Here is a 12201-nt window from a genome sequence, read left to right on the forward strand (position 1 = left end):
GCTGACTGAAAACGCAACGGCCGCCTGGTAATCAGGCGGCCGTTTTTGTTTGTTGAACCCTGGCCAGTCAGTGCGCAGAGACGGATTTGCGGGGCTGCGCCAGGGGTGCAGGTTGCACCGGGTGGTGATGGCGGCGGGCAATACGCAGCACGCCCCACAGCATGGCGGCCGCGACCGCCAGCCATCCGGTTACCAGCATCAGTATGATCATTGCCAGGCTCATCAGTGCCTCCTCTTTGCCCTGCTTCGGGCAACCACTCTTGCTAAATGACAGTCTAGCCGTTGCCATGTTGCAGGCTATTGACCAAAGGTCGCCTGTCACCAACCAGTTCGCTCTATCGAAGTGCCGCTACTGGCACTTGAGGCTATACCCTGGCTGCCTGTCGCCCTATGATCGACGACCTGGCCGGTCGATCGATTGCCGGCATTTGCACAAGAGAGAGATGATGGTACGGGTATTTCCTCGAATTATGGCTGCAGCACTGTTCGCCTGGAGCCTTGCGAGCCTGACTGGCTGCGCCGGCAGCGTCTCGCCGCAAATCAAACGGCTGCCGGAACGGGTCGAGCTCAGTGGCACCTTCTATCGCGGGCAGACCCATCAAAGCGGTCCGCAGGTGCTGGCCAGCCTGCTGTCGCAACAGGGCATCGCGATCACGCCCGGTTTGCTCGACAAGCCGCTGCGTCTGCCGGGTGCCGAGGCTCAGCTGCAGCAGAACATGGTCAACCTTGCCCGGGAATATGGCCTGGTGGTCTACCCCCTGGACGACGATCTGCCAGCATTGCTCACCCAGGTGGCCGCCGGTTATCCGGTGATGGTGCGGTTCAACGAAGGCTCGGCGTTCTGGGCTGGGCCGCGCTACGCCATTCTGTCGGGTTACAACACCCAGAAGCAGACCGTTCTATTGCGCGCCGGGATGGATCGCCGGACGCTGATGAGCTTCAGTTCATTCGAGTCGGCGTTCAAGGACGGCGGCGGCTGGGCGGTACTGCTTCAGAAGCCGGAGCAGATCCCTGCCGATGTCGATCAGCAACGCTGGCTGAAGGCAGCTAACGATCTGGCCCAGGCCGGTCAGGAGCAAGCTGCCGCGCGGGCGAAGAGGGCGCTGGGCTCTCAGTAGTCCGTTCGTCATCTGCCGGGCACCGTCGCGCGTCGCACGCCTCTGAAGTACAAGGCCCGGGTTTTCCGGGCCAGACCAAGGAGGCGCCCATGGCACATTCAAATACTCCCGCCGGCCCGCATTCATCGGAGCATTCGTCCGGTGATGACCTGGGTTTTGATCCTGATTCGCCTGACGCTGCAGACCCGCAAGTCGATCCCGTCGGGCCCGCCATCGCGCCGCTGGACAAGGATCCGAACAAGGACGAGAAGGCACCGGCCAAGCCTTACGACCCGCTGAGTGACCTCAAACCCTGATTTTCTGTGAGGTGCGTATGTCTACCGATTCGAGTTTCAATGACAAGCGTCCGGACAGTGTCCCGACTACCCCTGAGGACGATATCGACCCCGTCCTGGATCCGGACAGTCCACAGCGCGATCCAATGGCGCGTCCGCTGGTGACGCCGGCCGAACACCACAGCGATCCAAGTGCGGGAGATGGCATTCCGGATGATGACCAGATGCCGCTGCCAAACGACTGATGGCAGGTAATAAAAAGCCCCGAACGATCGGGGCTTTTTTTGCGGCTGCGTTTATTTGGACGCCTCGACCACACCGCTCTGGCGGCTCTTCAGGTTCTTCTCCGACTTGTATTGCAGCGCCACCGACGGCACGTTCGCGCCCTTGCCGGTTTCTACCCAGCTGCGAATCCGGCTGGCATCGGCGAAATGAGTGTACTTGCCGAACGCATCGAGTATCACCAGGGCGACCTGGCGATTGCCCATGGTCGTCACCAGCACCAGGCAATGTCCGGCCTGATTGGTGAAACCGGTCTTGGTCAGGCGGATGTCCCAGTTCGGCTTGTTCACCAGGTGGTCGGTGTTGCGAAAGCCCAGGGTGTAGTTGGGTTTGCGGAACGACACGGTTTTTTCCTTGGTGGTGCTTAGCGTCGTCAGCAGCGGGTACTTGTGGGCGGCCACCAGCAGTTTGCTCAGGTCCCGCGCTGTCGAGACGTTGCGAGGGGAAAGGCCGGTGGGCTCGACAAAGTGAGTGCTGGACATGCCCAGGGCCTTGGCCTTGGCGTTCATGGCGGCGATGAACGCGACGTAACCGCCCGGGTAGTGATGGGCGAGGCTGGCCGCGGCGCGGTTTTCCGAAGACATCAGGGCAATGAGCAGCATTTCCCTGCGCGGCATTTCGCTGTTGAGCTTGACCCGGGAGAACACGCCTTTCATTTCCGGCGTGTCGCTGATGTTGATGGAAATGTATTCGTCCATGTTCTGGCGCGCTTCAACCACCACCAGCCCCGTCATCAGCTTACTGACAGAGGCGATGGGCACGACCACGTCCGGATTGCTCGCATAGATGACTTTGTTGGTCTGCATGTCCATCAGCAACGCGCTGCCGGAGGCGATCTTCAGGTGTGTGGCATCCCGAGGCGCCGAGGTGGTTTCGGCGGCGTTGACCGATGGCGTGATGAATGTCCCTGTAACTGCAAAAACCAGGGTCAGGATGGAAAGACGGATTTTCACGCTGGCAGACTCATAAGAGGTGGATAAGCCGTTTTGTAACGGGCTATTTCTTAAAACCGACGCATTTTAGGAGTATGTGCTAGGAAATCTATAGGCGCCTGTAAACAAAGGCGAAAAGTGAAATTTAATTTATGCCTGTACCAATTTTGTACCAATCTGGCTCTCCAGCTTCCCGACCTCAGACCAGTCGGTGGTTGAGCTCAGCCAGCGAGCGTACGTCGAAAGTAACACTTGGACGCTGTGGCCCAGCTGCCCTGCAATGAACGCCGGGTTCATGCCTGCCATGAGGCACATCGTAGCGTACGTGTGCCTGCAGTTGTATTGGCTTCGAGCCTTTATTTGCAAGGCCTCCAATGCCTTGGCAAAGTGACCGCCCGGTGTTGTCGACGACAGGATGAACTCGGATCCGCCCGACGGCGGAAAAACGAACGGCGACTCCTGCCGTTTGCGCCTGTGCTGGGTCAGGCGCGCATCGGCGATTTTCCTTGCCCGGGTCAAGGCATGCATGGCCCGACTGTTCAGCATCACCGTCCTGGTGTACTTGGTCTTCGTCCTTTCCTCAATCTTCCCGTCTACGACGATCCTGCAGACATGCGCAACGCGCTTCTCCAGATCGATCTCATCCCAGCGAAGAGCCCTGAGCTCTCCTGTCCGCATCCCGCAATAGAAAGCGAACTCGAAATAGGCGGCGTAGATCTGCGCCGCCCTGGCTGTGAAGTTGGCGTACATCCACTCAATGATGGCGTCAGCTTCGTCGACAGTGAACGGATCGATCGCCTTCTTGGTTCGCCCCGGCAGCTTGATTGCAGTTGCCGGGTTCCGCTCTATCACCTCATCCCGTACCGCCGCCTTGAACAAAGCGCTTACCCGCGAGATTGCCGTCCGTTTGATGGTCGGGCTGTCCCACTTCGTTTCGCCGATCACCTGCCTCAACAACATCGGCGTGATCGCCGTCATTGGCACAGTTGCCAATGACGGGATCCAGTACATGTTGATCGACCCTTTATAGTTGCGGCGAGTGCCGGGCACAATTTCAAGGCTGTCGATCCATGTTTGGGCGTATTGGGCGAAGGTCAGGCCGGCGGCCTGAGCTGAATAGCTGGAGCTCGGGAACAATTCTGCATAGCGCTTTTCGTCCAGAACTCCATGCTTAGCCAGGCTAATTACGTTATCGCGTAGAGTTGCGGCCGCTTTGATCCCCTTGGGCGTTTGAGGGTGGGCGAGTGTTTCGCACCGTCTTTCCCCGTTCCATGTGAACCGGATCCGGACTGATTGCCCAGCGAATTCAACTCCTGCGGGCAGTCCCATTGGCTTTCTTGCCATGTCTCATATCTCCTAATGCTATAAAAAACCCGATTATCTATCTTGTTCCAGACACCTTCGGGGATGATTCCGCGTGCTCGCTTTCCTTCGAGCGCTCGCTTGGTGGTGCCCAGCAACATTGCCATCCGCTCTTCGGGGACTTTGTCGAAGGCGAACGTTTCGGGAGCTTCTTCTTTTTCTGACATGGCGGTGCTCCATGCCGCGCGCGGCGGCAGAAGGTAGGTATGGGTTACAAAGTCAGTTCATGGCCGAACGGCACGCGGAAGCCGGAGGCGTTGCGGTGGCCACCGCCGCCGTACTGCTTGGCGATCTCGGACACATCGAGGCCTTCGTCCGTGCTGCGCAGGCTGAAGCTTCGCCCCTCCGGCGTGTCCCAGTAGCAGGCGGCAAATGGCTCGCCCTGCGCCATGAGGTGACCGGCATCGCTGGTCAGCGTGTACGGCAGGCTGGCGGCCGGCACGTCGTGGCCACCGATCACCAGGCGGCGCTTCGTCACTGCGACCAGTTCGGCCACGTCCTTGTGGTGTTTTCGCTCAATCGCTGCGCCATCAGACCGAAGCGTCTGCACGTCGGCGGCCATCAAACGATCCCAGACCTCAAAGTCGTAGGGGTAGCTGAAGAGGTTGGCTTGAATTTCGCGGGTCCCATCCAGCTTGAAAAGCCACAGGTCCCGGTCCTCGATGTGGCGCAGCAATTGCGGCGGCTCTTGGTCGGGGTAGAAGTGATGCCAGGCGAGCATTGCGCCGCTGTGGTTCATGTCGAAGCAGCAGGCAATGGCCGGAGCGTTCTGTGCGAGCATGAATTCGTGAGCTGACTTCCATCCCAGAATCACTGATTCATCATCTGCCCGACCGTCGAACTCAATGCCAGCATGAAACGGCGGGAATCGACCAAGGTCTTCAGCGGCGCTTTTGTGGTGGTCCAGGACGATGATGCTGTGAGCCTTCCAGCTCATGTTCGCCAGAACGTCATACTTGTAGCTGAAGTCGACCAGGATCACGTCCTTGTTGGTAACGTCCGGTGGCTCTTGGCCGTAGACACCCGGCACGAACTCGACTTCATCGCCGAGCGCCTTGCGAACAACCCATGCAGCACCAAAGCCATCTGCGCAGTTGCCGTGATAGATACACATCGTTTTGCGTTGAAGCTCGGACATACAAATTCCTCGCCCGCCGTACACCCGCAGGCTCTTGTGTGTGGTAGGGATAGGTGAAATCTGTCGAAGGGTGTGCGGTAGCGGCAACAGTGAGCTATTGTTGAAGCTTGCGTCTCATCAGTTGCCGTGTTCCCGTCCGGTCCATTCGGTGGCTGATGAGGCGGTTCCTATTCAACGCGGCCCCTTGCAGCAGTACACGTAGGCGAGCCAGGCGAGGGCGATCATGGGGTCGCCTCGCCTGTTGGCAGTAATTCGCCGGCGAGCTCAGCAGCCAGGCCAACCGGCCACCAGTAACGCGGGCGGTGGTAATCCGGAAAGGCCTCTTCACGAATAACCAGGTCTTTGCGCCGAAGCGCCTTAAAAATGCTCAGCACTGACGGGGCGTTTACCCCGAGCCGGTGCCCAACCTGATAGCTCAGACCACCCATGCCGAACACGCACGCCTGATCACCCCTGGCCAGCTTCTCGCTATCGGTCTGGTGCAGGTATGGTTTGGTTTCAAGATAGCGATAGGCGTTTTCCCGCCCGATCTTGCGCAGCTCGTCGAGGACGGCCTGCTGTTTCTCAGTCAGCTTCATGCCGCCTCCCGTGCATTCATGACTTCGTCAATGAACGCCTGCGGCAGCGCGGCGGCAAGCTTGCCCTCCGACCACGACAATGGCTCAGACTGGCGGATCATCTCGTTCAGCAGGTCGAATGCCGCACTCAACTGGTCGTCGCGGATCGCGCCGTCTTCCGGCAAGTCATCGCAGAAGTGGTCTGCCGGATCAATTTGACTGGGGTAATTCGGTTCGCAGATGCAGAGCTGCAGGTCGGCCAGGTCGATATCGCTGTCGATGAGGTAGTCGCGCAGACTGTCTTCATCGAAGAAGTATTGGTCGCCATCGAAGATGACCAGCGGTTCGCCGGCCCATTCCTTGACCGGCATCGCTGCGAATTTTGCTTGGCGGCGGGCGTGGCGACACTCATTGCAGGAACTGTTCACTTCATAGATCGGGTGCTCAGGGTTCACGTCGCAGCGGCGGTGAGTAGCGCCACAGTAGCGGGCAAGGTTCTCGTCGTCGCCGAAGAAGCGCCCACCAGAGGAAACCCAGCCGGTTACCGTTTTGAGGCTGGCTGCTTCCGGAGCGTCGAACATGATGATTTGCTTTTGTGCAGTCATGACTTCGTCCTTGCCGCTATAGCGGCTGACTTTGTAGGGGGAGGGGGAGTTACTGCGGAATGGACTTAAACGACGGGACGACCTTTGAAGGCGAGCCAGATGTAGTGGCGGCCTTTGGCGGTTACCTTGATTTTGCCCGCCTGCTTGTTCCAGCTGATCAGCCGCAGTTCTTCAAGGATGGTCGTCAGCGTGTGGCCCTGGTGCCAGCCCGCCAGCGCTTTGATGCAGCCCTGGGCCAGCAGCCCGCGGAAGTCGTCGTGTCCGAAGTTGGTACCCTGGAACGAGCCCTGCATCTGCTCGTCGGTCACAAGGTCGGCTACGGCTTTTACGTTCGGGTCGAGCCGATAGGATTTATGGGTCATGGCAGTTCGTCTCCGACGATCATCTTGCAAGGGCCTTGTCGCGCATTTGCGATTTCAGCCACCAGCTCTTCAATACGCTGGTTGCGCCGAGCAATTGCAGCCTGGAGGTCGTCGATCGTCTGGTCTGCCGTGGTCAGGCTCAGCTGTAGGCCGTCACGCTCGGCGGTGACCCGGTCGAAGTCTGTGCCGATCACGTAGCGCACCGGCCGGTGACCGCAATCACAGGTCGGCCAAGGATCGTCTTCTGCCCAGGTCCTGCCGTCACCGGTTTCAGCCTCGCAGGCTGGCCCGAGGTAAATCACTTTTGGCTCGCTCACTTTGAACCCCTTCAATTGTCCGTACCCGTGTAGGTGCGCCAAGGGACCTTGGCTCCGTTGACCAGAAAACCCCAGTCACCGCGCCACTTGCTGGTGATGAAGAGGGTGATGACGCCGCTGGGCGATACTTCGTCGATCCGGTGGTACTCGCCGTGCCGGAGTTGAGCGGTGTCGCCTGGCTGCCGGTCGATATACTCGGCGGCTTGGGCGTTGGCCGGCACATTCAACCCGAACAGCGCGGGGTCTTCATGATCGAGAAGGCGTTGCTCCGTGTAACAACCGCGCAAGATGATCGTCCGTGCGTTCCAGGGATGATCGTGTAAGTCCCGGTCTTCATCCGGCCGCATGATGTGATGGATCCGGAACGACCACGGGCACCACCACAGCGCCGGCTTGTGCGTCTCCCGGCTGTACGGGTTGAACAGCCACCAGCGGCCCATGTACATTTCGGTACCGTCGGCGGACATGATGTGCTGGTACGGGGTGAGCTTGGCGCGGGCGATGAGCCAGTCGGCGATGGCTGGACGGGCAAGCAGTTTGGCGACCAGGCGCCAGAAGAGATTGATCATTCCGAAGACCCTCATTTCCTTGGATAGGTTTTTGTCAGCGCGCCGTTGACGACATGACCGCGCTTCAACACGACGCGAGCCAGTGCGGCCCGGTCTTTCTCGCTATGGCTGGCCTGACTGAGCAGACCAAAGTAGCTGTTGGCGGTTTCGCGCAGATCCTCGGAGGGCGCTGCGGCTATTCGCTTCAGTGCCTGGGCCAGTGATCGTTTGCGGGTGGTCCTGCGCCACGGCTTGATGACGTGGCCAACGAAGTCGACACCTCGATCTACCGGCTGCAGGATCGTCTTTGTCGGATTCAGCTTGGCGCCAAGGCTTGGCAGAAATGCTTCCACCGCTGCCAGCCACTCGTTGAGCTGTTGCGGTGACTTATGCAGGAACACGAAGTCGTCGACGTAGCGGATGTAATGCTTGGCGCCGAGTCGGTGCTTAGCGAACTGGTCCAGCGCATCGAGGTACACGTTGGCGAAGAACTGCGACGACAGATTGCCGATCGGCAGTCCAAGGCACGCAGGCTGCGCAGTCAGGCGCTTGTGCTGCGGCACCCGGTTGAACAGATGGGCTGGGCTGCGCACCTCGTAGTCTTCGCGGGGGTCGTGCATCAGAATCTGTTCGGCGAGTGCCAGCCACCAGGGTTCGGTGATTCGTTTGGCCAACTGCTGGCGCAGCACTTCTTTGTCGATGGCGACGAAGAAGTTCGCCAGGTCGCACTTGAGGTAGAAGACGGGCTTCGACCAGTTCTGGCTGGCGCTGCGGATCTTCGATTCAAGGCGTTTGGCGGCGTACAACGTGCCGCGCCCTGGAATGCAGGCGCAACTGTCCGCTATGAAGCTGGCGTAGAAGCGGGGTGCCACATGGTTGTACAGCAGGTGGTGGACGACGCGATCCCGAAAGGCAGCGGCCCAGACTTCCCGGGCTTTCGGTCGGGTGACCACGAAGCATATCGAGCGGCCCGGCCGGTAAGTGCCGGCGGTCAGGTCGTCGTGAAGCTGGATCAGGTTCTGCTCCAGGTCCATTTCGAAAGCCAGTGCGCTGGCGCTGTTGCGCTTCGAGCGGCGGCAGTCGTAGTAGGCCTGAACCAGTTCGCTGAACGGGTAGGGACCAACAGTCGAATCTGCGGACGGGGCGGACACGGAGCTCGTTGTTCTTGTCGTTGTTGTTCTGATTGCCATCATCGAAGTTCATGTTGAATGCGTTGTTGGCGGAGCGCTGCGACCTATCGTGCTATCTACGTCGCCAAGCCGAAGGCAGAGCCGATCAGCAAGGAAACTGCGCGAGACCTGCACGGACGCTTTAGACCGTCGGTATCTCTGATGCGCATGGCGGTGACCCAGAGGTCAGCGGCACGACCAGATTCAATTCGCACAGACCTGAAAGCCGTAACTCTCAGGTGGCGGGCGCGGTTGGGGTGGAGCGCTTCCAGGCGTTGGCCTGTTTGCCAATTGAGGTGGTGACCTCAATTGTTTTGGGGTATTCGGAAAATCCTGTTGATACAGGACTTCCCGAACCCCAAATCTCAAATTGATGGGTGTGTTGATAGGGCGTGGTTAGCGCAGGCCTTGGATGGCCCGGATAACTGCCTCGATGGGCACGCCGTGATCGATTGGTAACTCGGATTCGTCCAGAGTGAAGATGTCCTTCATCACCGTGTAACCCGCGAAAGGTGATTCCCGTTTCGGCTTGGGCCTGGTCACCTTGTGATCCAGACTGAACAGGGTCTTGGCCCGGAACATCTCGAAGGACAAGCCCCTGGAGTCACGGTTCAGGTCACGCATGGATCGGTTGATCGACTCGGTGAAGGCGTTGGTGTTGCGCTGCGCCGGGCCGAAGTACGAGAAGATCTGCTTGTCCCAGTTGGTCATCGCCGTGGTGATCGGCTTCCAGTGGGTCTTTTGGCTGTCCGGCATCATAGCCAGCCAGTCGCTGTAACGCTGTCGCGCCTCCGGTTCGGTGGTTGACTCCCAGATATCGAAGAACGCTTCCTTGAGCTTGTAGGCGATCCCCAGTTCGGGAAATTGATCCAGCCAGGTGTGGATGACCAGCTCGTTCATCGGGTTCAGGTCGCGCCGTCGCATCAGCAACAGCTTGCGGTCGCCCCTAAGCTGCCTGCGCTGATGCTGCGTCAGATCCTTCTTGATGCCCTTGCGCAGCACCTCCAGGCACTCGTTGCCCATGCGCTGGATGTGGAAGCGGTCAACGACGATAGCGGCCTTGGGGAACAGCTTGGACGCCACGTCTCGGTACGGCTTCCACATGTCCTGGCAGACGATCTGGACGTTGTCCCGACCGCGCATGTTGGCCAGGTGGTTGTAGAGCACGTCGAATTGCCGTGACTCTAGGATGTCGATGATGGTGCCGCGCTCGATGTCAGTCAGTACGCACCGGAACTGGCGGTTCAGGTACAGCTCGTCGATACCGAGGATGCGCGGCAGGGTTGGCCGGTAGCTGTATTCCTTGATCTTGCAGTACGCCTTGATGACGCCGCGCACCGTGCCCTCATCGAAGCCGATTTCCTCGGCCACCTTGGCGTTGGTGCTCATGAGCGCCTTGCGGATGATGTAGTCGTAGCACCGCTTCGTCATGCGGTGATCTTCGGCCATCTCGTCGAACCTCGGCGTGAAGGTCGATTCACAGCTCTTGCACTGGAAGCGCCGCTGCACGGCCCACAGGGTCACACGCTTGCCGTGCATGGGTACGTCCCGGTACTTCACCTGCTTCTTGCCGAAGCGGACGATCTGGCCGATGGTGCCGCAGCTGTGACAGGCCGCTGGGTCGGGATACTCCACTTGGAAGTGGTAGTCGTGTTCCTCCTCCTGAAAGCTCAGGACTTGAGCCTTCAGGGGATGCAGCATGGTAGCGGGGGCGTTCAAACTTTGACTCCGTTCTGTTTGCAGGCGGCGGTCAGATCGCGCACTCGCTTAGTTTGGTATTCAGACCTCGACTTGAGGTTGACCAGGGCGGCCATGGCGAACTCGAACATGTCCTCGGTGGAAACCATGATCTCGCCTGGAGTAACCATGCCTTTGATCAGATCCTTATGGCTCAGGACGAAAGCGTCATAAGGGATGGCCTTGATCTGGCGCTTGCCGTTGTGATCGGCGTACAGCATGTAGCGCTCGGTCACTGACAGCGATTCAGGGATGTCATTGTCACGTTTCGGCAACCATTCGCCTTCAAGGGCGTAGGCCGCGATGAAGTTACGGGCGCTGTCGAGCTGGTCAGCCGGGATGTCGGCAGCAGAACGCACACCGAAAGCAGCGTGAGTCTGTGACCAGATTTTCGAAGTGGCACGGCGTTGCATTGCAGCGGGAAGGCTCGACACCTTGCCCTTCACTACAGCGCCGAGCATGTGGAAGCCGTCAGTGCCGATTGTTTGGCCGATGAGGGTCGCCATGCTGTTGTTGCTGTCCTCGTAGTGCCCATGCTTGCGAATGGATGGGAGGACTTCATCACACACCCAGGCTTCAAAGCGCAGTGCTTCCTCTTTACGGCTCTTGATGATGAGGCGGTAGAGGTTGCCTTCGTCGATGAACGTCATCGTTTGTGAGCGCCGTGCTTTCGATGTGGTGTCGCGTTCCGCTACGTCAGATACCGCAAGGGTGTCGCGTTTCGCTACACCCTTCTCGCGGCAGTGCTTGGACATGGCGTCACGACTGTTGGCATACCCCAGGACGCGACAAACATCAGTCACGCAGAACCAAGCCTGATCATTGATCAGAACGGTACGAATCGGAGCGGCTTCAAAGCTGAATGGGATGACCTGAGCTGTTTGCATGACGTTAACCCTTTGATCGGACTGTCTTGCCGCCCCCTGAGACCAATCAGGTGAGCGGAACCGTGCGGGTTGGTCTACCGGCTCAAAGGTTACCGGCGCATCCGAAGATGCCCACACACGGCCCGCCCATAAAGGGTGCTGCCATGCTACGGACACAAAAAAACCGCTCATAGCGGCGGTTGTGTATCCGCCTTTGAATTCCGAGAGACCAATCCCAGGCCGCAGGACTTACTGCGACGAGGGAAAGGTATCCCGCAAAAGGCGGCATGTCAACAGTGTTTTCCGTTGAAGAAATTGAAATGTAGAACCCTATGGAAAGGGCCTAATCAACAACCTTTTCCGAATACCCTTGTTTTGGCATGCTGCGGGACGCTGATGAATCGGCTCTCTTTGAAAAGCCGCATCAGCATCTCAATCACCTGCACCTTCTCGACCAACTCGGTCAGGTAGGGGCGTTTGTCTCTGGTTGAGTTGGCCCGGATGATGAGCATCAGCACATCAATGCACTCATCGATGACACGCTTGCTGAGTTGCTGCTTCAGCTCGCGCGGTATGTTGCGGGTTAGGTTCATGGCCATTTGCAGTAGGCCCATTGCAGCCTTGTAGATCGCCAGTTCCGTATGCATTGCCATGAGGCTTGCTCTCCAAGAGCAACCGGTCGCAAGCGACCGGATTAAATAAGCGAATTAATCAATCAATTGACTGCGGACGGGGCGGACACGGAGCTCGTAGTCCTTGCCGTGGTTGAGCTGAATGCCAACATCGAAGTACATGAAGAATGCGTAGTAGGCGGAGCGCTGCGAACTTGACCAGTACCAGGTGTCCTTGAAGGCTTCGTCGCCACCTTCTTGGAAGGCTGCCAGCGGGGTCTGCTCCGGCGATTCTTCGGTGTACAGCTGGCCCACCGGTTCG

The 12201-nt window shown here is 58.9% G+C and carries 18 protein-coding genes; 3 read left to right on the forward strand and 15 right to left on the reverse strand.

Annotated elements, in window-relative coordinates; all coding sequences use genetic code 11:
• Nucleotides 1-67: 67 nt before the first annotated feature.
• Nucleotides 68-211 (reverse strand): hypothetical protein, encoded by a 144-nt coding sequence (locus tag IMW75_RS09790; protein ID WP_205892497.1) that lies wholly within the window; start codon nt 209-211, stop codon nt 68-70.
• Between the two features lie 235 nt (nt 212-446).
• Between IMW75_RS09790 and IMW75_RS09795 the strand changes: the two genes are divergently transcribed.
• The 3 genes from IMW75_RS09795 to IMW75_RS09805 all read left to right on the forward strand — a co-directional run bounded on the left by IMW75_RS09795 (nt 447) and on the right by IMW75_RS09805 (nt 1638).
• Nucleotides 447-1118 (forward strand): peptidase C39 family protein, encoded by a 672-nt coding sequence (locus IMW75_RS09795; protein WP_045060159.1) that lies wholly within the window; start codon nt 447-449, stop codon nt 1116-1118.
• A gap of 89 nt (nt 1119-1207) precedes the next feature.
• Nucleotides 1208-1414 carry a DUF6021 family protein gene (locus IMW75_RS09800; protein WP_045060160.1) on the forward strand — a complete coding sequence of 69 codons (207 nt, stop codon included), beginning with the start codon at nt 1208-1210 and terminating at the stop codon, nt 1412-1414.
• A gap of 17 nt (nt 1415-1431) precedes the next feature.
• Nucleotides 1432-1638: a hypothetical protein gene (locus IMW75_RS09805; protein ID WP_205892485.1), complete on the forward strand. Its 207-nt coding sequence runs from the start codon at nt 1432-1434 to the stop codon at nt 1636-1638.
• Between the two features lie 51 nt (nt 1639-1689).
• On the opposite strand, the gene pbpG is transcribed toward IMW75_RS09805, so the two are convergent.
• The 14 genes from pbpG to IMW75_RS09870 form a co-directional block, all read right to left on the reverse strand.
• Nucleotides 1690-2628, reverse strand: coding sequence for a D-alanyl-D-alanine endopeptidase (gene pbpG / locus IMW75_RS09810; protein WP_045060162.1), 939 nt, complete (start codon nt 2626-2628; stop codon nt 1690-1692).
• A gap of 129 nt (nt 2629-2757) precedes the next feature.
• On the reverse strand, nt 2758-3891 hold the full coding sequence (locus tag IMW75_RS09815; protein WP_336512421.1) for a tyrosine-type recombinase/integrase: 1134 nt from the start codon (nt 3889-3891) through the stop codon (nt 2758-2760).
• On the reverse strand, nt 3792-4136 hold the full coding sequence (locus tag IMW75_RS27250; protein ID WP_336512419.1) for a hypothetical protein: 345 nt from the start codon (nt 4134-4136) through the stop codon (nt 3792-3794). The genes IMW75_RS09815 and IMW75_RS27250 overlap by 100 nt, the downstream gene beginning before the upstream one ends.
• Before the next feature lie 44 nt (nt 4137-4180).
• Complete coding sequence (locus tag IMW75_RS09820) at nt 4181-5107, reverse strand: DHHA1 domain-containing protein (RefSeq protein WP_237142253.1); 927 nt, start codon at nt 5105-5107, stop codon at nt 4181-4183.
• A 221-nt stretch (nt 5108-5328) separates the two neighbouring features.
• A complete protein-coding gene (locus tag IMW75_RS09825; RefSeq protein WP_205892487.1) occupies nt 5329-5685 on the reverse strand; it encodes a hypothetical protein in 357 nt (118 codons plus the stop codon).
• Entirely contained in the window at nt 5682-6269 is a 588-nt protein-coding gene (locus tag IMW75_RS09830; protein ID WP_205892488.1) for a hypothetical protein, read from the reverse strand. Before IMW75_RS09830 ends, IMW75_RS09825 begins: the two co-directional genes overlap by 4 nt.
• A 65-nt stretch (nt 6270-6334) precedes the next feature.
• Nucleotides 6335-6631: a hypothetical protein gene (locus IMW75_RS09835; RefSeq protein WP_205892489.1), complete on the reverse strand. Its 297-nt coding sequence runs from the start codon at nt 6629-6631 to the stop codon at nt 6335-6337.
• Entirely contained in the window at nt 6628-6948 is a 321-nt protein-coding gene (locus IMW75_RS09840) for a phage scaffolding protein (RefSeq protein WP_237142254.1), read from the reverse strand. The genes IMW75_RS09835 and IMW75_RS09840 overlap by 4 nt, the downstream gene beginning before the upstream one ends.
• A gap of 11 nt (nt 6949-6959) precedes the next feature.
• The gene (locus tag IMW75_RS09845) at nt 6960-7517 is read right to left on the reverse strand and encodes a hypothetical protein (protein ID WP_205892490.1); all 558 of its coding nucleotides are present in this window, start codon (nt 7515-7517) and stop codon (nt 6960-6962) included.
• An 11-nt stretch (nt 7518-7528) separates the two neighbouring features.
• On the reverse strand, nt 7529-8689 hold the full coding sequence (locus IMW75_RS09850; RefSeq protein ID WP_479687543.1) for an RNA-directed DNA polymerase: 1161 nt from the start codon (nt 8687-8689) through the stop codon (nt 7529-7531).
• Between the two features lie 372 nt (nt 8690-9061).
• Nucleotides 9062-10384 (reverse strand): ISL3 family transposase, encoded by a 1323-nt coding sequence (locus IMW75_RS09855; protein ID WP_205892491.1) that lies wholly within the window; start codon nt 10382-10384, stop codon nt 9062-9064.
• Entirely contained in the window at nt 10381-11406 is a 1026-nt protein-coding gene (locus IMW75_RS09860) for a BRO-N domain-containing protein (protein ID WP_336512420.1), read from the reverse strand. Before IMW75_RS09860 ends, IMW75_RS09855 begins: the two co-directional genes overlap by 4 nt.
• A gap of 209 nt (nt 11407-11615) precedes the next feature.
• Complete coding sequence (locus IMW75_RS09865; protein WP_205892492.1) at nt 11616-11921, reverse strand: four helix bundle protein; 306 nt, start codon at nt 11919-11921, stop codon at nt 11616-11618.
• Between the two features lie 54 nt (nt 11922-11975).
• Nucleotides 11976-12201 (reverse strand): Lcl C-terminal domain-containing protein (locus IMW75_RS09870; RefSeq protein ID WP_479687544.1); only part of this gene is annotated, 226 nt, incomplete at its 5' end.

The organism is Pseudomonas gregormendelii (genome assembly GCF_017114825.1).
In the GTDB taxonomy this organism is placed as follows: domain Bacteria; phylum Pseudomonadota; class Gammaproteobacteria; order Pseudomonadales; family Pseudomonadaceae; genus Aquipseudomonas; species Aquipseudomonas gregormendelii.

Bases quoted from the DNA above. Each gene is read 5' to 3' on its own strand.
- IMW75_RS09790 (WP_205892497.1), bottom strand. From the start codon at position 211: ATGATCATACTGATGCTGGTAACCGGATGGCTGGCGGTCGCGGCCGCC.
- IMW75_RS09795 (WP_045060159.1), top strand. From the start codon at position 447: ATGGTACGGGTATTTCCTCGAATTATGGCTGCAGCACTGTTCGCCTGG.
- IMW75_RS09800 (WP_045060160.1), top strand. From the start codon at position 1,208: ATGGCACATTCAAATACTCCCGCCGGCCCGCATTCATCGGAGCATTCG.
- IMW75_RS09805 (WP_205892485.1), top strand. From the start codon at position 1,432: ATGTCTACCGATTCGAGTTTCAATGACAAGCGTCCGGACAGTGTCCCG.
- IMW75_RS27250 (WP_336512419.1), bottom strand. From the start codon at position 4,136: ATGTCAGAAAAAGAAGAAGCTCCCGAAACGTTCGCCTTCGACAAAGTC.
- IMW75_RS09820 (WP_237142253.1), bottom strand. From the start codon at position 5,107: ATGTCCGAGCTTCAACGCAAAACGATGTGTATCTATCACGGCAACTGC.
- IMW75_RS09825 (WP_205892487.1), bottom strand. From the start codon at position 5,685: ATGAAGCTGACTGAGAAACAGCAGGCCGTCCTCGACGAGCTGCGCAAG.
- IMW75_RS09830 (WP_205892488.1), bottom strand. From the start codon at position 6,269: ATGACTGCACAAAAGCAAATCATCATGTTCGACGCTCCGGAAGCAGCC.
- IMW75_RS09835 (WP_205892489.1), bottom strand. From the start codon at position 6,631: ATGACCCATAAATCCTATCGGCTCGACCCGAACGTAAAAGCCGTAGCC.
- IMW75_RS09845 (WP_205892490.1), bottom strand. From the start codon at position 7,517: ATGATCAATCTCTTCTGGCGCCTGGTCGCCAAACTGCTTGCCCGTCCA.
- IMW75_RS09850 (WP_479687543.1), bottom strand. From the start codon at position 8,689: ATGATGGCAATCAGAACAACAACGACAAGAACAACGAGCTCCGTGTCC.
- IMW75_RS09865 (WP_205892492.1), bottom strand. From the start codon at position 11,921: ATGGCAATGCATACGGAACTGGCGATCTACAAGGCTGCAATGGGCCTA.